Origin of the sequence: Edwardsiella sp. A.80236 (genome assembly GCF_044540725.1) — a bacterium.
Lineage (GTDB): Bacteria > Pseudomonadota > Gammaproteobacteria > Enterobacterales > Enterobacteriaceae > Edwardsiella > Edwardsiella tarda.
In genome coordinates this window covers 40,514-62,035 of record NZ_JBIUCY010000013.1, presented here as the reverse complement: position 1 = coordinate 62,035, position 21,522 = coordinate 40,514, and the positions used below count along the sequence as shown (strand labels likewise).

Here is a 21,522-nt window from a genome sequence, read left to right as displayed (position 1 = left end):
AAATATCTATTTGTCGCAAGTCTATTCATTTATGATATGGATTAGCTATCTCGCCGCGCTCACGCGTGCCAACGGAGGACGCCATGCGCCGTGTTTCCCTACGTCAAATAGAGATCTTTCACGCCGTGATGACCAGCGGTAGCCTGACCGAGGCGGCGGCACTCTTACAGACCTCACAGCCCACCGTCAGTCGCGAGCTCGCCCAGCTAGAGCACCTCCTGGCGCTGAAACTCTTCGATCGTGTGCGGGGACGCTTACGCCCCACGGTACAAGGACGCCAACTGTTCGAGGAGGTGCAACGTGCCTATCACGGCTTGGAGCGCATCGTGGATGCCGCCGGTCAGATCCGCCAGTTCCGCCGGGCTAGCCTCAGCATCGCTTGTCTACCGGCCTTCGCCCAGTCTCTGCTGCCGCTCGTCTGCCGCCGTTTTCTCGGCCAGTATCCCGATGTCAGCCTGACCATCACCCCCCAGGAGTCCCCTCTGCTGGAAGAGTGGCTCTCCGCACAGCGTTACGATCTCGGGTTAACGGAAGAGAGTCGCACGCCCCCGGGTTGCCAACGCCATACCCTGGCGGTCATGAACGAGGTCTGCGTGCTCCCCGCCAACCATCCCCTGTTGCGCTACGCCTGCCTGACGCCGGCGCATTTCGCCGACCAGCCCTACATCAGTCTGGCGGCAGACGATAGCTACCGCCACACGCTGGATGCGCTCTTTCTACAGGCCGGCGTGCGGCGTCGTATGGTCGCGGAAACGCACAGTGCCGCCGCCATCTGCGCCTTGGTGCGACAGGGGGTGGGTCTATCCATCGTCAATCCGCTCACGGCGCTCGACTTTGCCGAACAGGGATTGGCCTGGCGGCCATTCAGTATCGCCGTCCCCTTCACCATCAGCCTCATTCGGCCTCAACATCGTCCCGGCTCGGCGCCGGTCGACGCCTTTATCAGCGCGTTGCACGCCGAAGTTATCGCGCTCACGCAATGCTTAAATACCAGCCACACGAAAGACAACGAAAACAAACTGAGCGATTTTTAATCACAAATCGATCACCAAACGGCTTTCGTTTTAAATTTATTAAAACGAAGCGCCGCTAATCACATAATTTATAGTTAATTATCTATTAATCACTCGGCTTTCGATCGTGAGATTAACGCCGTACGCGACAATGTCGAAAGCGACAATGAAAGATCACTCACCCCCGCTGATACGACGGAAATCCTGCGTCTTATACTCCGCGATTACCGAACCCTCAACCGGTTATAACTCCATGAATAATAGGATGACAAATCGCTATCCTTGTTAACTCCCTCACAGTTTTCCTCCTCACTCGCCCTTCCTCTACGGGGATAAGAGACGATTTAGTGTGATCCCGCTTCTATTTCCAAAAGTTTCGTTAATTTATGATTTGAGCTGCACAAAAAGTATAAATAAGATGTGTAAAAACCAATCGAAAGAAAACGCAAAGAACAAGAAGGGGGGTTAATGTCCGTTACTCGCAGGAGCTTTCTGAAAGGGTTGGCCGCCGGAGGCGCCGCCATCTCGGCGCCGGCGACCCTCGCCGCCACGCTAGGGCAAACGCAGGGCCAAGACAAGCCAGGCCGGCCCAAGGATGCGCCTAACCTGCTGATCGTCTTTCCCGATGAATTCCGCACACAGGCGCTACAGTTTATGGGGCAGGATCCCTCGCTGACCCCCAACCTGAACGCCTTCGCCAAGCAATCCCGTGTGATGCGCCAGGCCGTCTCTAACTACCCATTGTGTACGCCGTTTCGTGGCATGCTGATGACCGGTCAATACCCGATCCGCAACGGCATCACCGGCAATGCGCACGACTTCGGCGGTAAGGTCGGCATCGAACTGTCACGCTACGCTCAGTGTTGGTCCGACGTGCTGAAGAAGCTGGACTACAGCACCGGCTACATCGGTAAATGGCATCTGGATGCCCCGCATGCCCCCTACATCGAAAGCTACAACAACCCGATGGAAGGCCGTTACTGGAACGACTGGACCGCCCCGGATCGTCGCCACGGCTTCGACTTCTGGTACTCCTATGGCACCTACGATCTGCACATGCGTCCGATGTACTGGGGCAACACCACCCCACGCGAGAAGCCGATGTTCGTCGATCAGTGGAGTGCCGAACATGAGGCCGACATGGCCATCAAGTTCCTGCGTAACGATGAGGGTAACTTCCGCGCGGCGGATAAGCCGTTTGCGTTAGTGGTTTCCATGAATCCCCCCCATTCGCCTTACGACCAGGTGCCGCAAAAATATCTGGATCGCTTCGCGGGTAAGACCTCGCGCGATCTCAATACCCGTCCCAATGTCGATTGGCAAGCCAACTACCAAGAAGGCTACGGCCCGCAATACTTCAAAGAGTATATGGCGATGGTCAACGGGGTCGACGAGCAGTTTGGTCGTATCCTGGCCGAGTTGGATAAGCAGGGGCTGGCGGATAACACCCTGGTGGTGTTCTTCTCCGACCATGGCTGCTGCCTGGGCGCTAACGGCCAACCGACCAAGAACGTTGCCTACGAAGAGGCGATGCGTATCCCGATGATGTTCCGCCTGCCGGGCAAGATCGCGCCGGGCAACGACGACGCATTGATGTCGGCACCGGATATCTACCCGACCATCCTCGGCTTGATGGGGCTGGAGCAGTGGATCCCGGGGACGGTCGAGGGCAACAACTTAGCCGAGCGGATCACCAGCGGTAAGGGTGAAACAGCCAGCTCACAGCTGTACTTATTCGTCCCCTATGGTGAGCCCTCCTTCGGACGTCGCGGCGTACGTACCGCCAGCCATACTCTGGTGATCGATCGCCAAGATGGTCAACCGCTAAAATATACCCTGTACGACAATATTAACGATCCCTACCAGATGAAAAATATTGCGGCGGGTAATCAAGCATTGATTCAAAAGCTGACCGATGAAGAGTTGCTCCCTTGGTTGGAAAAAACCGGCGACTCCTGGCGCCCGGTTGAATTCACCACAGCGACCACCAATAAACTGAATAAGAAAGTGGCCGAGTGCGCCAAAGCTAGCTAATCGCCACTCACCATACGTAATTACCCTACAGCACCTTACTATCGTCTACGGCGATAGTAAGGATGCCGTCTGGCCTGCGTTGACATCATTACCATAACAAAATAAATAACGGCATTAATGCATCACGATTATTATCGTAAGGAATGCTATGAACAAGAATAACCAATTATTTCTGGGCTCGCTGCTGGCGCTTTCACTGACTTCATTGAGTGCGCATGCCGCTAATATCAATACCGTCTTCTCCTGGGAAACCGCCGATTACGATACCCCTGCTAACTATTCCGGCTATCGTCTCGACATCAACATTAACCCAACCAAATCTAACTGGTACTTCGACGCCGGCCTGCGTCAGCGCGAAGCCGATAACAACAGTCGTTATCAGCGTCTGGATCTCCAAGCGGGCTACCGCTACAAGATCAATAATGGCTGGATCCAACCCAGCTTCAAGGTACGTCAAGATATTACCTCTTATGATAATGGCAACCGCCTCACCGTCGATTTCTATAGCACCAAAACCTCCTATTACTACAACCTCTCGAATAACTGGGCGCTGGCCGGTAGCGGCATGTTCAGCATCGAAAAGAAAGAAGATCTGAAGAAAGGCTTGACCACTAACACCGATTATCTTTCATGGGAGTTTGAACCTGGTATTCGCTACTTTATCACCCCCAAGATCAACACTACGCTGGCCTATTACCAAAGCGGCAAGCATGCCAATAAGCAAAATGATTTCGATACGCGTGAAATCCAGCGCAACCAACAGGTACGTTTATACCTAAGCTGGAACACGCCTATCGGCCTGGTCATCTCACCATCTACCCGTCAGTCGGTATTCAGTGAAATAACCGAGCGTAATGCCTTGGGTGATGTGATCAAGAAAGATATGTCACGTTACAGCCTGCAATTAGCTTATCCGATTAATAATCAGTGGCGCCTTATGACTGAATATTATCACGAGAAAATCAAAACCAAAGATAGCGATAAGAAAACCGAGTACGACTACTTTAAGGTCGCCGTACGCGCGAGTTTCTAATTCATCAATAAAAATTGCCAACGCCGAGGTTATCACGTGAATAAATACCAGCACCTTTTCCTTTATACCGCCATTGTCTCTGCCCTCTATAATACTGCCTGGGCGGCAGAAGTTTGCGATCCCAATAATGCGACCTGTGACACCATCATCGTCGGAGAAAAGGGAACCACCATCGCCAACGATGTCCTGGTGAATACGCCAAACGCACCGGCGATTCTGGTTGAGAAAGGCACCACCGTCACCAGCAACATCTACATCAACAGCGCCAACATCGTCAGCGAGCAAGGCCCAGCCATTCAGGTCGATGGTCAGTTCTCCAGCGGTCGCATCATCAGCGTGAAAGGTGGCTCGACCATCCAAGGCAACGGTATCGCCATGGACTTCCGCCAGGCAACCGGCGCGATGCGCGCGGATATCACCGATGGCAGTACCATTATCGGCGATATCCTCGGCAATGGAGATACGGGGAAAGGGAATAAAATCAACTTTGCCCTGAATAACTCTAGCGCCACCTTTGATGGTAAGAATATTACCGGTTTTAATACGATCGAAAACTGGGGAACCCTGACCATAATGGGTCAGGATGAAACGATCAATTTTGGGGGAACCTTCGTCAACCAGAAAGGCAGTAACCTGGTCTTCCTGCTTAATGATAAAACCAACCTGAATGATGCCATCCTGCGGGTCGACAAACTCTCCCTGCATAAAGATGGCAGTACCGTCAGCATGGGCTACAACGGCAGTAATATTTCCAGCATTATCAATAAAGATATCGTGCTGATCGAAGCCACCCAGGGCATCACCAATGCCGATAAGGTCACCATCGCCGGTATGGATGGCACCCAGCTGGATATCTCTCCGCTATTGACGGCAACCGACTCCTGGATCGAATCCTCTCCACCGCAGATAAACGGTGGCGTCAGCGATAATAAGCTGATCGTTAACTATGGCGTCAGCTATGGCGGGGCCAGCACCTTTGCCACCTTGGCCGAACAGGGTGGCGCCTCGGCGAACGCCCTACGCGCTACCGAGTTTATCGTCCCCAACGTACTCAACGAGTTTAACGGCACCCACAGCGCCGCCTCCGATCAAGCCTTGGCACTGCTGGTCTCTGCCGGCAACAACGCGAGCTCCATCGCCAACCTGGCCAACCAAATGACGCCGAACAGCGATGGCAGCGAACTCCGCGCCGCCAATCAATTGGTCGGCGACATGCGTAACCACATCGCCCAGCGCCAGCTCGGCTACCTGGGGCAACTGCCAGCACAAGAGCGCGACAGTGGCTGGAACCTGTGGGTCAATACCCTGTATGGCCACGGTTCACAGAGCGGCAACGACTATGCCAACGGGTTTACGATGAACCGCTATGGCATCAGCCTCGGTGCCGATCAGGAGATCGATGATAGCGCGATGCTCGGCTTTGCCCTGGGCTACAGCCACAACCAGGCCGACAGCCGCGGCGTCGATCAAAGCAAACGCATCGATACCGTCGAGCTGATGCCCTACCTCGGTTGGCGCAGCGGCATGCTGTTCGCCGATGGTAACCTCAATATCGGCTACCTGCGCGTCAAGAGCGAACGCCGTATCGACGGTGGTAATGGCTGGCAGGGCGAGACCCAGGCCAACGGTGATTACACGGGGATGCAAGCGGGCTATCAGCTCAACGCCGGTCTGAATCTGGAGGTGGCAGGCTTCAACCTACGTCCGATGCTGACCTACCAATACCAGTGGGTCAATCTCAACTCCTGGCGTGAGAGCGGTTCGGTGCTGTCACTGAGCAACAGCAGCCAAAAATATAGCCTGAACCACCTGGGTGGTGGCATGAGTGCCTGGACCCAACTCGCCACAGGCTGGGGCACGCTAACACCGTCCCTCCAGGCCAGCTACCTGCATGACCTCGATGGCGACCGCCGTATCCGCCAGCGCCATGCCCTGGTGTCGATCAACAACGGCGGTTCCACCTTCGAAACCATCGGGGCTCGCGTGGGCGGTAACCAGGTACGTGTCGATGCCAATGCTCGCCTCGACATCAGCGAGTCACTCAATCTGGGCATCGGTGTGGGCTACAACCGCGACGATCGCTACGGTGAGGGCGTTATCGGTCTGACCCTGGGCAACCGTTTCTAATCGGGCTATTGAGAAGGGAATTTATCATGTCATCCATGCATCGCACCCTGCTGGCGGCCTCGATTGCCGCCCTGCTACTCAACGCCCCGCTCTACGCGGCGCCGAACGACGCCGCCGCCAAGAAACGTGCCGAGATCATGCGCGCGCAGATCTACAGCTTCGATCAGCCCGCCGATCTCGCTGACATCACCACGACCCCCGGCTCCCATGTCGCGCTGAGCGATAAACGCGCCATCATGGGCGAACGCGCACTGGTCTGGGATTGGCAACGTGGCGCCAGCCTATTGCTGCACCACGACATGGAGATCCCGTCGGATGCTCAGGTCTCCAAAGCCTGGGGACGCTCCGCCACGCCGGTGCTCTCCTTCTGGATCTACAACGAGAAGCCGATCGACGATGTGCTTATCGTCGATCTCGGTAACGGCCTTAATGCTAACAATGAGGCCGACGCGGGCACTCAGGTCAAACTGAACTTCCAGGGCTGGCGCGCCGTCGGCGTCTCGCTCAACAACGATCTGGCCAATCGGGAGATGAGCGGCGTCGGTGTACGCAGCGACGAAGATGCCGGCGAACCCAGCGTCAGCCGCTCACTCGGTAAGCATATCGATACCATCCGCTTCCGTGCCCCCTCCGGGGAGAAGTCCGGCCGCCTATTCATCGATCGCGTGATGATCTCGGTCGATGATGCGCGTTATCAATGGTCGGACTACCATGTCAAGACGCGCTACGACGAACCGGAGATCGCCTTTCATCACGCCGAGCCAACGCTGGCGCTGACGGCGGCGAACCAGGCTGGCGTCGATCTGATCCGCCAACGACTGATCGATGAGTTCGTCAATGGACCACAAGACAGCAACCTGAAGGCCGAAGCCGATCTCAATAAGCTACGCGCCGCCTTCCAGGCGTTGCAGATCCGCGTGGCGGCCGATGGCACGCTGAGTGGACGCCATCTGATCACCGACAAACAGAAGGTGCTCTATCAACCGGAGTATCTGAGCGCGCAAGATAAGGCGAAATTCGATCGTTATGTCATCCTGGGCGACTACACCACACTGATGTACAACATCAGCCATGCCTACCTCCAGAGTCACGACGCAGCGACCCGGAAAACGTTGGCCGACATGTATCTGCTGATGACCCGTCACCTGCTCGATCAAGGTTTTGCCAAAGGCAGCGGCCTGGTCACGACCCACCACTGGGGATATAGCGCCCGCTGGTGGTACATCTCGGCACTGTTGATGAATCCGGTGCTGGATCAGGCCAAATTGACACAGCAGGTCTACGATGCGCTGCTGTGGTATTCGCGTGAGTTTAAAGCTAGCTTCGACATGAAGGTCGGCCCGCAGAGCAGTAACCTAGATTACTTCAATACCCTGTCGCGCCAGCATCTCGCCCTACTGCTGCTGGAGCCTAACCCGCAACAGCGTATCGACTTGCTGAACACCTTCAGCCATTACATCAGCGGAGCTCTGGCTCAGACGCCGCCGGGCAGTAACGATGGCCTGCGCCCAGATGGCACCGCCTGGCGCCATGAGGGGAACTACCCAGGCTACTCCTTCCCGGCCTTTAAGAACGCCGCTCAGCTCGCCTACCTGTTGCGCGATACGCCTTTCGCCCTACAGCGCGCGGGGCTGGACAAGCTCAAGCAGGCGATGGTCGCCGCCTGGATCTACAGCAACCCGCAGACCGGGATCTCGCTGGCCGGGCGCCACCCCTTCAACTCGCCGTCGCTCGCCAGCCTGACCAACGCCTACTACTGGCTGGCCATGGCCTACGGTAAAAAGCCCGATCCGACCCTGGCGGCCATCTACCTCCGCCTGGCGGGGAAGAGCGAGGCCGATGCCAAGGCGCTATTCGGTAGCGCCATCCCGCCGGCAGCCTTACCGCAAGGCTTCTACGCCTTTAATGGCGGCGCCTTCGGCATCCACCGTTGGCACGACAAGATGGTGACGTTGAAAGCCTTTAACAGCAACGTCTGGTCCTCCGAGATCTACCAGAAAGATAACCGCTATGGTCGCTACCAGAGCCATGGCGTGGTGCAGATCATCAACCAGGGCTCGCAAGAGGATCAGGGCTATCGCCAGGCGGGTTGGGACTGGAACCGGATGCCCGGAGCCACCACCCTGCATCTGCCGTTGGAAGCACTCAACAGCCCCAATCGTCATACCCTGATGCAGCGCGGGAGTCACCCCTTCAGCGGCACCTCATCGCTGGATGGCCGCTATGGCATGCTGGCCTTCGATCTGCGCCCAATGCGTGATCAGCCCAGTTTCGATCAGGCATTGAGCGCGCTGAAAAGCGTCCTGGCCGTCGATGATCGCCTGATCATGGTCGGCAGCAATCTCAAGAGCAGCGACAGCAAGCACGACTTGGAGACCACCCTGTTCCAACTGGCCAATCAACCGGGACGCGACAGCGCCATCTGGGTCAACGGACAGCGCATTGATGCCGCCTCCTGGCAGGGTAGCCTGCACAACGGGGACTGGCTGATCGATGCCAACGGCAACGGCTATCTGCTGGTGAAGGGGCCGACGGCGGAGGTCCGCCGCCAGTTACAACACTCGGCCGACAATAAGAGCATGGCGCCGACGGAGGGGGAATTCAGCGTCGCCTGGCTCAATCATGGCAAGGCGGTCAAGAATGGCGCCTATCAGTATCTGGTGGTGCTCGACGCCACCCCGCAACGCATGAACCAATTGGCGCAACAGCTGAAGCAGGGTAAAGCCCCCTTCACCGTCCTGCGCAGTAACGACGGGGTTCATGTCATCCGCGACAACCTCAGCCAGGTGACGGGGTATGTCTTCTATCGCACGCAACGCCTCAACGAGGGCGAGGTGATCGGCGTCAACCGCCCGGCTATCGTGATGACCCGTCCGCAAGAGGGTGGCCTGGTGCTCAGCGCGGTAACCCCGGATCTCAACATGACACGTCAGAAGGCGGCGAAACCGGTCACCATCGACGTCACCCTACGAGGACGTTGGCAACCGGCCACGCCGGAGCAGGGCATCGACTGCTCAACCAGCGGCGACGAGACGCGACTCCGTTTCCGCATCGACTTCGGCATTCCCCAACAGATTGCGCTGAAGAAACTGCCCTAAACGCAGCGCGGGCGAGGGGCCTCCCCTCGCCTGCCTTGTTCCACGCTTGATAATGGAATACCCGCCCATGCAAAACCATCACGGTATCAATCTCATTACCCTCGGTGTGCTGGCCTGCCTGTCGGCGCCCCTCGCCGCCGCCCTCCCCTCCGTCAGTCAGGAGCCCAGCGGCAACGCGGTCTATCTATTCGAACAGACCGTGCCGGACTCGCTAAGCAGTCAGCATGGCGTCATCAGCATCAGTGACCAACGAGCCAAAGATGGGACACACGCCCTGAAGTGGCAGCACGAACCCGCCGCGACCCTAACCATCCGGTCACCGATCGTCTATCGTGACGCGGCCGACAGCGCCACCCCGCTGACCTTTATGGCCTGGATCTACAACGAGCGCCCGGTAGACGATGTCCTGACCTTTCGCTTCGCCCAGGGCGATCGCGCAGCGGCCAGTTTCCAGGCCAAACTGAACTTTAGTGGCTGGCGGGGCATCGCCGTGCCTTACCGCGACATGCAGGGAAAACCCAGCGCCCAGATGGACCGCGTCACCATCACGGCACCGGCTCAAGCCGGCACGCTCTATTTCGATCAGATCATGTTGGGGGTGCCGGTCGATAACCGTTGGCCGCTGCCTGACTACACCACGCCGTTCGCCAACACCGCCGTCAACGAGATGGTCAGCAAGAACTGGAGCGCGTTGTTGATGTATGACGAGATGTTGAGCCAGCGCTTCCCCACCCTCAACTTCGACGTCCCCTTCGACGATCAGCGTGGTCCCAGCGCCCCAATCTATCGCCGCTTCGACGACTACCATGGCATTCGACACGACAGTCCGGTCAGCGCCGAGCAGGTGGCGCAGAACCTGGCGGCCTACCGCCAGTTGGGTATCCATCCGCTGGCCGACGGCACCATCGGTGGACGCCCGCTCGACCACCCTAACCGTCAGCACTTCATGAAAGTGAAAGGCGTGTTTACCCCGCAGACGCTTGAAGCCATCACCGATGCCAACGCGATTCGGAACGTCGGCAAGATCCTATTGCAGACCGCCCGTTACCTGCGAAGCGATACCCTGAGTGCCCAACAGCGCGATGCCCTACAACGCCAATTCCTTGATACCACTCGCTATGTCCTCGACCAGGGCTTTGCACGGGGGAGTGGCTACCAGATCATCACCCATGTCGGCTACCAGACGCGTGAACTATTCGATGCCTGGTTCATCCAGCGTAATCTATTGGCACAACACCAATTATTGGCGCCGACCCAACAGGCGATGATGTGGTACAACGCCACAGGGCGCATCTTCGAGCCTGATGCCCAGATCGTCGATGCCAACGTGGATATCCTCAACACCCAGCTGCAATGGATGGTGAAGAGTATTCTGATGCTGCCCGATCCCGCCCAACGCGACGCATTGCTCAACCAGACTCGCGAATGGTTAGCCAAGACGGTGTTGCGCTCTCAAGGCGTGAGCGGCGGCTTCAAGCCGGATGGCTCGATCTTCCATCATTCGCAGCACTATCCAGCCTATGCCAAGGATGCCTTCGGCGGACTGGCGCCCACGGTCTATGCCTTGAGCGAGTCTCCCTTCCGCCTCCCGACAGAGGCGCATCAACGCCTGAAAGAGGTGTTGTTGAAGATGCGGATCTACACCAAGGAGACCCAGATCCCGTTGACACTCAGCGGGCGCCATCCCACCGGGCTGCACGCCATCACCATCGCGCCGTTTAAATGGATGGCGTTAGCCGGTTCGCCGGATGGTAGTCAAACGGTCGATCCTGAACTGGCCGCCGCTTACGCGCGCCTGGCTGGCGAGGCGCGCTTCGCCGATATCCCTGCCGAAGCCGAACCTAGCGGTGCCTGGGCGATGAACTACGCGGCGATGGCCATCCAACGCCGCGCCGGACAACAAGATCCGGGGCGCTCTTGGCTCGCCATTGCCCGTGGCTTCAGCCGCTATCTGGTAGGCAACGAGAGCTACCAGAACAACAACCGCTATGGCCGCTATCTGCAATATGGACAGTTAGAGATCATTCCGGCCGACGCGAAGCGCCAAGGCTTTAGCCACGCGGGCTGGGACTGGAACCGCTATCCGGGTACCACCAGTGTGATCCTGCCTTATCCCCTGCTGAAGGCTCAGCTTAATCAGTTGCCGGGAGCCGGGATCGAGGAGATGTTGCTGTCGACGGAGCGCTATGTCGGTGCCAATACCCTGGATGGCAACAGCATGTTTGCGATGAAGCTGCATGGCCACAGTAAGTATGGCCAAGAGAGCCTGCGTGCTAACAAATCCTACTTCCTGTTTGATAATCGGGTGATCGCCCTCGGCTCGGGGATCAGCAACGAGGATCGCCGTCATCCGACAGAGACGACGCTGTTCCAGTTCGCCGTGCCACAACAGCAAGCCATCCAGGTCAACGGGAAAAGCATCAACCAGTTAGGCAGCCAGCAGGTATTGCAAGGCGCCAGCCATCTGGTCGACCCGGCAGGCAACAGCTACTGGCTACCGGCGGGTCAGCAGCTCCGCGTCAGCTACCAGCGTCAACACTCTGTCGATGACCGTAACGATGCGCCGACCGAAGGGCTATTCGCCGTCGCCAGCCTGCTACATGGCAATGCGCCGCAACAGCAGGGATATGAGTATGCCATCACCATCGATGCACCCGAGGCGACGGCACCGGACTACCAGGTACTGCAGAAGGATAACCGCCTACACGCCGTCCGAGATCAAGCCAGCGGCCAAGAGGGATACGCCTTCTTCCAGCCCACACGCCTTCAGCGTGACGGTCTATTGCTCGCCAGCGATGCACCGGTAATGGCACTACTCGCCCCGCAAGGCGATACGCTACGCCTGAGCGTCGTCAACCCGGATCTGGCGTTGTACGCAGGACAGGATCCCGATCAGATCGGCGCCGATGGTAAGCAGCGCGAGGTCAGCATCTATTCGCGCCCCTGGCGTAGCAGCGAACCCACGCCGCAGCATGCCCAACTGACGCTGAAAGGGCGCTGGCAACTGGCTCAGCCGATCGCCGGCGCGCATCTGCAACACCAGGATGGCAATACGCTGCTACGTGTGACGACCCAGGCGGCACACCCGCTCGCCCTCACCTTAACACGCAGCTAAGCGTCACCACGGCCCCTACGGGGGCCGCTCTCCCACGCAATATATATTACCGATGAAATAAAATAACTCGCATGACTTAAACACATTTAATAAATAACTTGGGCAACGATTATTACATTATAAGTCATGTTCCTAATCCTCTTCGTCACAATAAAATAGCGCTTGCGAAAAGCCTGGCCCCATGAGTTAATGCCAACACTGGTTTGACCAACAAGGCAACCCTAACGCAGCCATTCACCCCGTTCAGCATCCGCCTTTTTCCGTGATCGGCCTCCACTCGCTGGGCCGCTGTTCCCGAATGAACATAGGATACTGCCGAAAATCGAGAATTGACGCACGATCCAAGCGTGCTATGGCTTCGCACCTACGCGCTCCCTGTGAGCAAGCTCATGCCAGGCATCCACGCACACACCGTCAATGACGATCGGAAAGATAGGGCAAAAAGGGCTTTCGCCAGGATGACTTATTCATATCAAAAATAATATCAAGGTGTTATGGCCGCGGTTGTGTCAACTCGGTCAGAGGCCACGATCAAATAAAAAATAATTTACCCACTATTATCAGGTAACAATGAAAAAAACGTTTCACTTCCGCCGGGAATTTTTACACCCTCGTTATTTCATGCTGTGGTTAGGCATCGGCTTACTCTATCTGCTGGTGCAGATGCCCTACCGCTGGATCTGTGGACTGGGTAGCCTACTCGGCCTCTGCGCCATGCGCCTGATGGCGCGACGCGCCTCCATCGCCCGCCAGAATCTCACGCTATGCTTCCCGGAGAAGAGTCCTGAGCAGATCGCCCATATCGTGCGGGAAAACTTTAAATCCCTGGGGATCTCGCTGTTTGAGCTCGGCATCGCCTGGTTCTGGTCGGATCGCCGCATCCGGCACTGGTTCAACGTTTCCGGCTTGGAGCACATGCAGGCGGCACGGCAAAAAGGGAAAGGGGTGTTAGTGGTCGGCGTCCACTTTATGTCGCTCGACCTCGGCGGTCGCGTGATGGGACTGTGCAACCCGATGATGGCGGTCTACCGTCCGCACAACAACCCGGTGTTAGAGTATCTGCAAACCCGAGGACGTTCGCGCGGCAATAAGCAGATGCTGGATCGTAAGAATCTGAAGGGCATCGTCGGGGCCCTGAAAAGCGGCGAGGCGGTCTGGTTCGCCCCCGATCAGGATTATGGCCCACGCGGCAGCTCCTTCGCCCCGTTCTTTGCCGTCAGCAACGCCGCCACCACCAATGGCACCGCCACGCTGGCGCGCTTGTCGAATGCCGTCATGCTGACCACCGTTTTGATCCGTAAACCCGGTGCCCAAGGCTATCAGTTGATCATCGAGCCAGAACTGGATGGCTACCCGGCACACGACATGGTACAAGCCGCCACCTTCATGAACCGGATTGTCGAACGCGAGATCCTGCGCGCGCCAGAACAATACCTGTGGCTACACCGCCGCTTTAAGACCCGCCCAGAGGGCATGCCGTCACTGTATACCCGTTAGGTTATACCGCTCACGGCATCGTTTACCCGGCAGTTGATATCCTGATAGACCCTCGCTGCCGGGTTAACAAACAGAAGCGCCTATCGTCTCTCGGCAATAACGCGTAATGCACTCATTTATACAACATAAAATAACAACACAGCGTGTAATAGAGAAAATCAGACAACAGGAATGCAATAAACTGAGAAAACCAGACCAACATTAACCCACTTTTTATACTATTACGGCCTCCAGTTTGACCATCATCAAATAAACTAACAGTTTATCTCTATCGCTAAATACACGACAAACACATTAACTCATTTTATATATTCCCTCTTATCTACCTCAGCACGGCGAACTAAGCCAAATCATCAGCCAGTGATAGCGTACTAAGTCAAATGTTAAGTGTTTTCCAAAGTGCAATGAGCCAGCCTCAGGGTTTACAGCATGAGATATCGGTCATAGACTCTCTCCCGCAAGATAAAAAGCGTTAAATCCAATCAGTTATGAATTAATCTGTTGTTCCTTGCACGGCGTGTAGGGACGATCATCATCGCCTAGCATGTAAATGCATCAGCTTTTATAATCAAATCAGCAGAATAATTAGACTGTCCAAATCCTCTTTCTCTCACTCACCGTCACAGACGGCGAAGGAACTCTTGCGTAACGATATTCCGCCGCGGCATTTCGTGCCGCCATGCGTTTTTTGACAGAGAATGGTATATTAAATGAAAGTAAAAACTTCCTGTGCACTGCTGGCATTATCCTCCTCTTTATTCCTTTCCGGTTGTATGAATAATGCAGATCAATATGCTGCTGATGTCTATAATCCAACTCAGCTAAATCAGAAACAGGAGAGCAAAACCGTCAATATTATTTCTATTCTGCCGGCCAAGGTTGCTGTAGATAATAAAGAGAACAAAGAAATGGCGCAAACCGTCGGCGCGATCCTGGGCACCGTTGCTGGCGCCGCCGGCGGCTACAATCTGGGACATGGCTCCAAGGCAGGCGCCGTTGCCGGTGGTGCTGCTGGCGCAGCAACTGGCGCCGCGGCGGGCTCACTGGTCAAAGACAAGGTACTGGTGCACGGCGTCTCCCTGACCTACAAAGAGGGCAGCAAGATCTACACCTCGACTCAGGTTGGCGAAACCTGCCAGTTCCAGCCGGGTATCGCGCTGGTGATCTCCATGGAACAAGGGGAAACCCGCATCCAGCCAAACGCGGCCTGCCCGAAAAAGTCATAAGCGGGGTCTAACATGCGCAAGCCATTAATCGCCCTGTTGCTGGCGATACCGACGCTGACCTGCGCCAGTCCCCTCTCATCCCAGCTAAACGCGGTCGCCGCCGCCGAGCAGCAGGGGGTGAGGGAGGAGGCCAGCAGGCAGGCTCAGGAAGAGGCCGCCCGCCAGGCTCATCTACGCCATGAACAGGCCGTCGCCGCACAGCGCCAGCATGCCGCCGCACAGGCCCGCCTCAAGCGGGAACAGCAGCAGCTTGCCGCACAGCGGGAGGCGCATCAAGAGCGGATGGCCGATAAGCAGCGCGAGCAGTCCTACCAAGATCAGCTGCGGCAGATGGAGCTGGAAAACATGAAAATGGAGATGGATGCGCGCCGCGCGGAGCTGGAGCTGTCCAAAGCCCGTAATCATGCCCGCAGCAAGCTGGTGGATGAAGAGCAGAAAAACCAGATGCAGCTGGATGCGGCTGAACGACGCGCTGAAATCAGCAACAAGTCCGCCGTCGGTGACGCCATTCGCAACGAGAGCGAGGGCGATAAGCACCTCAAGGAGCGGATGGGAAGCGGGATTGAGAATGCGGGCAAGGCCGCCGCAGACAAGGCCAGCGGATGGTTTAACTAATCCTCTCTGACGCGATGGGACAGGCGACGGCCTGTCCCTTTTTTTATCTCGTGAAAACCACGAGCGATGCCGGGGATATCGGTTGACCGTACATGGAACCCGAAAAGCAAAAACCCCCGCCGAGGCGAGGGTTGCTAATTTGGAGCGGGCGAAGGGAATCGAACCCTCGTATAGAGCTTGGGAAGCTCTCGTTCTACCATTGAACTACGCCCGCGATATGCAGACCATTATAATCACTTCCGCCGGCGCAGCAAGAGGCAATGATGCTAAGTGATGAATATTTCAACATATATCATAGAACATCTCATCTCAGACGTAGGAACCGCCATCGACTAAGCGGGTCGGCGACAAGCACACGGCCTGACCTTAGCCCCCCTACGCCCTCTCCGGCAATAAGAGCCCGTGCAATATGCACACTCCCCCCACCGCCCTCTCGGCGATCAATACACGCAGCGAACTCAACCTCCACTTAGGGAACAACAGCGGTTGCGGCCCAGGCGATTACAATACGGCGTTGGGCAGTAGTAGCCGTACCCACGGCAGCGCGACCAGCGCCCTCGGCGCAGCGGGTAATCACCGTCAACTCACCGATCTGAGCGCGGGGACACAAGCCAGCGATGCGGTTAATGTCGCACAGATGAGCAATAGCCATCGCGCGATGATGACCATCGAACACGATGATATTCGCTCGGCCAATACCCGTATCGACCATCTCGGCAAGCTGTTCAGTGGGCAGACAGCCCATCGCCAACAGCAGATGACGCAACAACATAACCAGAGCAACGGTGGGATCGCCTCCGTCGCGGCGATGGCCGATATCCCCTATACCAACCAACAAACCTTTAGCACCGGTCTCGGTGTCGCCAACTACCGTAACGCCAACGCCGTGGCCATCGGCGCTCAGTATCGACTGACACCCCGTACCGATATCCGTCTGGCTTCGGCATGGGATAATCGTGATGGTGAGGTGAGCGGGGCGGGTATCGCCTATGGTTGGTAAGCGGGTCAAGAAACGATAAAAAAAACCCCGGCATAGCCGGGGCTGATAAGCGATGAAGATAACGCTTATTTTTGCGGACGCATCGCCGGGAACAGGATGACGTCACGGATGGTGTGGCTGTTGGTGAACAGCATCATCATACGGTCGATACCCACGCCCAGACCGGCGGTCGGCGGCAGACCGTGCTCCAGCGCGGTCACATAGTCTTCGTCGTAGAACATGGCTTCGTCGTCGCCGGCATCTTTGGCTTTCACCTGATCCTGGAAACGTTCGGCCTGATCTTCGGCATCGTTCAACTCGGAGAAACCGTTACCGATCTCACGGCCGCCGATGAAGAATTCGAAACGGTCGGTGATGAACGGGTTCTCGTCATTACGACGCGCCAGCGGGGAGACTTCCGCCGGGTATTCGGTGATGAAGGTCGGCTGGATCAGCTGGCTTTCTGCCGTCTCGTCGAAGATCTCGCACTGGACGCGGCCCAGGCCCCAGCTCTTCTCGATCTTGATGCCCAGAGATTCGGCGATCTTGCACGCCTTCTCCATGTCATCCAGATCGGCAGAGGCGATGTCCGGACGGTAGTGGCAGATGGCTTCTTTCATGCTCATCTTGATGAACGGCTTGCTGAAGTCGAAGGTCTGATCACCGTACTGCACCACGCTGCTGCCCAACACATCCTGGCTGATGGTACGGAACAGTTCTTCGGTCAGAACGATCAGGTCTTTATAATCCGCGTAAGCCATATAGAGTTCCATCATGGTGAACTCAGGGTTGTGACGCGGAGAGACGCCTTCGTTACGGAAGTTACGGTTGATTTCGAACACACGCTCGAAGCCACCGACCACCAGACGCTTCAGATACAGTTCCGGCGCAATACGCAGGTACATATCGATGTCCAGCGCATTGTGGTGAGTGATGAACGGACGGGCAGAGGCGCCCCCCGGGATCACCTGCATCATCGGAGTCTCGACTTCCATGAAGCCTTTGTTGACCATGAAGTTACGGATAGCCGCCAGAATCTTGGAGCGAGTACGGAAAGTCTCGCGGGATGATTCGTTCGCGATCAGATCCAGGTAACGTTGACGATAACGGGTTTCCTGGTCAGCCAAGCCGTGGAACTTGTCCGGCAACGGACGCAGCGCCTTGGTCAGCAGACGGATAGAGTGGCAATGAATAGACAGTTCGCCGGTCTGCGTACGGAACAGTTTACCGCGCGCACCGATGATGTCACCCAGGTCCCACTTCTTAAACTGCTCGCTATACACGTCATCTTTCAGGTCATCGCGTGCGATGTACAACTGGATACGGCCGCCCATATCTTGCAGCGTAACGAAGGAGGCTTTACCCATGATACGGCGAGTCATCATGCGCCCGGCGACGGAAACTTCAATGTCCAGTGCTTCCAGCTCTTCCTTGCTCTTACCATCGTACAGGCTGTGTAGCTTATCGGAAGTGGTATCACGACGGAAGTCGTTAGGGAAAGCGACGCCTTCCTTACGCAGGGCTGCCAGCTTCTCGCGGCGAGCCTGCATTTCGTTGTTTAAGTCCAGAGCCTGTTCGGCGCCTTGTTGCTGTTGTTCAGACATAGTGTTTCCTCATAACCCGGCTTTTAAACTTGCCTCAATAAACCTATCCAGGTCGCCATCTAACACGGCCTGTGTATTACGTGTCTCAACGCTGGTACGTAAATCTTTAATGCGGGAGTCATCCAGCACATAAGAACGGATTTGGCTACCCCAACCGATATCGGACTTGTTCTCTTCCATCTGTTGACGTTCAGCATTTTTCTTTTGCACCTCAAGTTCATAAAGCTTAGCTTTCATCTGCTTCATGGCTTGATCTTTGTTCTTATGCTGTGAACGGTCATTCTGGCATTGCGTCACCAGTCCGGTCGGAATATGGGTAATACGCACGGCGGACTCCGTCTTGTTGACGTGCTGACCACCGGCACCGGAGGCGCGGTAAACATCGATACGCAGATCCGCCGGATTGATATCGATATCGATATCATCATCCACTTCAGGATAAACAAAGGCGGAACTGAACGACGTATGACGGCGACCGCCGGAGTCGAATGGGCTCTTACGCACCAGGCGATGTACGCCAGTTTCGGTACGCAGCCAACCGTAAGCATAGTCGCCGCTGATTTTGATGGTGGCGGACTTCAAGCCGGCCACTTCACCTTCGGATTCTTCGATAATTTCGGTTTTGAAGCCTTTGGCTTCTGCCCAGCGTAGATACATACGCAGCAGCATGCTGGCCCAGTCCTGGGCTTCGGTGCCCCCGGAACCGGCCTGAATATCCAGGTAACAATCGGCACTATCGTATTCGCCAGAGAACATACGGCGGAACTCCAGTTGCCCCAGTTTTACTTCGAGCTGATCCAATTCGGCGACGGCCTCATCGAAGGTCTCTTCGTCGTCGGCTTCGACGGCCAGCTCCAGCAATCCGGATACATCCTCCAATCCCTGATGCATCTCGTCGATGGTATTGACGATACTCTCCAGGGAGGAACGCTCTTTGCCCAGTGCCTGTGCACGCTCCGGTTCATTCCATACGTCCGGCTGCTCCAGCTCGGCGTTAACTTCTTCTAGGCGCTCTTTCTTGGCATCGTAGTCAAAGATACCCCCTCAGAACATCTGTCCGCGCAGACAGGTCCTGAATACGGTGTTTTACCGGATTAATTTCAAACATATGCTGTTATCTTCTATAAAAAGTACACCGACCGGGAAAAACGATTACCGCCCTACGCCCCGGCCAAGATGGAAAAACGCAAAGCAACGGGATATCCAACCATGTGATAGCGGATGGGTGGCATAATTGCCCGCGTTATCTCTACAGACTATAGCAACTCGTTTAGCGAAATGGCAGACCTTACAGCGAGATCCTGCACTGTTGCTATAAAATCCGGCACTTAACGCAGCAGTTCAACGAATTTACTAATCTGCGCGCCCTCGTTATTAATTATGCTAATAAAGTAGAGGGGTGATAAATATCACCCCTCTACAATACATGATTTTGTGCACTCTGCCTCAACGCGGCCAGAGGTGCTCGATCATTAACTGTACACTGCGATTTCCACGGTACTCATTGACATCGAGACGGTAGGCCAGCTCTACCTCACGCACGCTCGCGTCCGGCCACAACGTGGTATCAACATTAAAGGCGATGCCGTCCAATAACGGCCCGCCCGCCAACGGCTCCAACATCAACTTCAAGTGGCGCTCTCCCACCAGCCGTTGCTGGAGAATGCGGAAACAGCCGTCGAAGGTCGGCTCGGGAAACGCCTGGCCCCAAGGGCCAGCCTCGCGCAACTGCTCGGCGACCGGCAACGTCAACTCGTCTCCCCCTAACGCACCATCCGACCAGACCACCCCCTCCAACTGCGCCGGATCGAGCCACTCGCCGACCAAGGTTGCGAAGTGGCGGCGGAAGTCCTCGAAACGATCCGCCTCAATGGTCAGTCCGGCGGCCATCGCATGACCACCAAACTTCAACATCAATCCGGGATGCAAGGTATCCAGACGCTCTAGGGCATCGCGCATATGCAACCCAGGCAACGAACGCCCGGAGCCTTTCAGCAGGCCATCCCCCGCCGGTGCGAAGGCGATCACCGGACGATAAAAACGCTCCTTGATGCGTGAGGCCACGATACCGACCACCCCTTGATGCCACTCGGGATGGTACAACGCCAAGCCATAGGGTAGCTCGGTCAGCGTACGCTCCAGCGAGGCACAGATCGCCAACGCCTCACTCTGCATCCCTTGCTCAATCTCGCGCCGGGTCTGATTCAGGTTATCTAAGTCGCAGGCCAATGCCCGCGCCTGCGGCATATCCTCACTCAGTAACAGCGCCACCCCGAGCGACATGTCATCCAGCCGCCCCGCCGCATTCAGACGCGGCCCCAGGGCAAACCCCAGATCACCGGCAGTCAGACGGGCGGCATCGCGCTTGGCGACCTCCAGCAGGGCGCGGATCCCCGGGCGGCAACGGCCGACGCGAATGCGGCTCAATCCCTGATGAACCAGGATCCGATTATTACTATCGAGCGCCACCACATCCGCCACCGTCCCCAGCGCCACCAGATCGAGTAGCTCGGCCAGATTGGGCGCCGGACGCCCGAGTCGCTCAAACCAGCCCTGATCGATCAGATGACGCCGTAGCGCCAACATCAGGTAAAAGGCGACCCCGACCCCCGCCAGTGACTTCGAGGGGAAGGCGCAATCGGCGAGGTTAGGATTGACGATGGCCTCTGCCGCCGGCAGTGTCTCACCGGGTAGGTGGTGATCGGTCACCAGCACGCGGATACCGCGCGCATGGGCCGCCTCCACCCCGGCATGGGAGGAGACGCCATTATCGACGGTCATGATCATCTCGGCGCCCATCTCGGCGGCCTGAGCGACCACCTCCGGGCTGAGGCCATAACCATCTTCGAAACGGTTGGGAACCAGATACTGCACGCGGTCGCAGCCCATGGCGCGCAATGCCAGTACCGAGAGCGCGGTACTGGTTGCCCCATCCGCGTCGAAATCGCCGACGATCACCAGGTGCAGACGCTGCTCCAGCACCTCCTGCAACAGCGCGACCGCCGCCTCGATACCGCTCAGCGACGCATAGGGGAGTAACCCCTTGACGCCACGCTCCAGCTCAGTAGCACTGCGCACCCCGCGGTTCGCGTACAGACGACGCAGCAACGGCGGCAACGCATCCGGCAATTGGCTCTCTGCCACCGCCTTACGCCGGCATAACCGTGTCTTGATCGCCAAT

The 21,522-nt window shown here is 56.7% G+C and carries 13 protein-coding genes and 1 tRNA gene; 10 read left to right on the top strand and 4 right to left on the bottom strand.

Annotated features, from left to right (window positions below; genetic code table 11):
* Positions 1-83: 83 nt before the first annotated feature.
* The 9 genes from ACEQFP_RS12010 (at position 84) to ACEQFP_RS11970 (ending at position 15,758) form a co-directional block, all read left to right on the top strand.
* Positions 84-1,034, top strand: a complete 951-nt coding sequence (locus ACEQFP_RS12010) for a LysR family transcriptional regulator (protein WP_005282044.1) — start codon at positions 84-86, stop codon at positions 1,032-1,034.
* A gap of 447 nt (positions 1,035-1,481) precedes the next feature.
* Complete coding sequence (locus ACEQFP_RS12005; protein ID WP_035596591.1) at positions 1,482-3,047, top strand: sulfatase-like hydrolase/transferase; 1,566 nt, start codon at positions 1,482-1,484, stop codon at positions 3,045-3,047.
* Between the two features lie 148 nt (positions 3,048-3,195).
* A complete protein-coding gene (locus tag ACEQFP_RS12000; protein WP_005282047.1) occupies positions 3,196-4,080 on the top strand; it encodes an OmpG porin family protein in 885 nt (294 codons plus the stop codon).
* A gap of 36 nt (positions 4,081-4,116) precedes the next feature.
* Positions 4,117-6,207 (top strand): autotransporter outer membrane beta-barrel domain-containing protein, encoded by a 2,091-nt coding sequence (locus ACEQFP_RS11995; RefSeq protein ID WP_068870335.1) that lies wholly within the window; start codon positions 4,117-4,119, stop codon positions 6,205-6,207.
* Between the two features lie 26 nt (positions 6,208-6,233).
* The gene (locus ACEQFP_RS11990) at positions 6,234-9,305 is read left to right on the top strand and encodes a chondroitinase family polysaccharide lyase (protein WP_068870338.1); all 3,072 of its coding nucleotides are present in this window, start codon (positions 6,234-6,236) and stop codon (positions 9,303-9,305) included.
* A 67-nt stretch (positions 9,306-9,372) separates the two neighbouring features.
* Positions 9,373-12,420 carry a chondroitinase family polysaccharide lyase gene (locus ACEQFP_RS11985; RefSeq protein ID WP_047059154.1) on the top strand — a complete coding sequence of 1,016 codons (3,048 nt, stop codon included), beginning with the start codon at positions 9,373-9,375 and terminating at the stop codon, positions 12,418-12,420.
* 570 nt (positions 12,421-12,990) lie between these two features.
* Positions 12,991-13,917 (top strand): LpxL/LpxP family Kdo(2)-lipid IV(A) lauroyl/palmitoleoyl acyltransferase, encoded by a 927-nt coding sequence (gene lpxL, locus ACEQFP_RS11980; RefSeq protein ID WP_068870341.1) that lies wholly within the window; start codon positions 12,991-12,993, stop codon positions 13,915-13,917.
* A 710-nt stretch (positions 13,918-14,627) separates the two neighbouring features.
* Entirely contained in the window at positions 14,628-15,143 is a 516-nt protein-coding gene (locus tag ACEQFP_RS11975; RefSeq protein WP_005296376.1) for a hypothetical protein, read from the top strand.
* 12 nt (positions 15,144-15,155) lie between these two features.
* Positions 15,156-15,758, top strand: coding sequence for a DUF5384 family protein (locus ACEQFP_RS11970; RefSeq protein ID WP_005282062.1), 603 nt, complete (start codon positions 15,156-15,158; stop codon positions 15,756-15,758).
* Positions 15,759-15,898: 140 nt separating this feature from the next.
* Here the strand turns inward: ACEQFP_RS11970 and ACEQFP_RS11965 are convergent.
* Positions 15,899-15,972 (bottom strand) — tRNA-Gly (locus ACEQFP_RS11965).
* A 195-nt stretch (positions 15,973-16,167) separates the two neighbouring features.
* On the opposite strand from ACEQFP_RS11965, the gene ACEQFP_RS11960 reads away from it, so the two are divergent.
* Positions 16,168-16,758 (top strand): YadA C-terminal domain-containing protein, encoded by a 591-nt coding sequence (locus tag ACEQFP_RS11960; protein ID WP_254654745.1) that lies wholly within the window; start codon positions 16,168-16,170, stop codon positions 16,756-16,758.
* Between the two features lie 65 nt (positions 16,759-16,823).
* Here ACEQFP_RS11960 and lysS read toward each other — a convergent pair whose 3' ends face one another.
* The 3 genes from lysS to recJ all read right to left on the bottom strand — a co-directional run bounded on the left by lysS (position 16,824) and on the right by recJ (position 21,521).
* Entirely contained in the window at positions 16,824-18,341 is a 1,518-nt protein-coding gene (gene lysS, locus ACEQFP_RS11955) for a lysine--tRNA ligase (RefSeq protein ID WP_005296369.1), read from the bottom strand.
* A gap of 9 nt (positions 18,342-18,350) precedes the next feature.
* A protein-coding gene (prfB, locus tag ACEQFP_RS11950) for a peptide chain release factor 2 (protein WP_097364358.1) occupies positions 18,351-19,449 on the bottom strand; the annotation gives its coding sequence in 2 pieces (ribosomal slippage) (positions 18,351-19,373 and positions 19,375-19,449; 1,098 coding nt in all).
* A gap of 338 nt (positions 19,450-19,787) precedes the next feature.
* A complete protein-coding gene (gene recJ, locus ACEQFP_RS11945; protein ID WP_370547211.1) occupies positions 19,788-21,521 on the bottom strand; it encodes a single-stranded-DNA-specific exonuclease RecJ in 1,734 nt (577 codons plus the stop codon).
* Position 21,522: the final 1 nt, after the last annotated feature.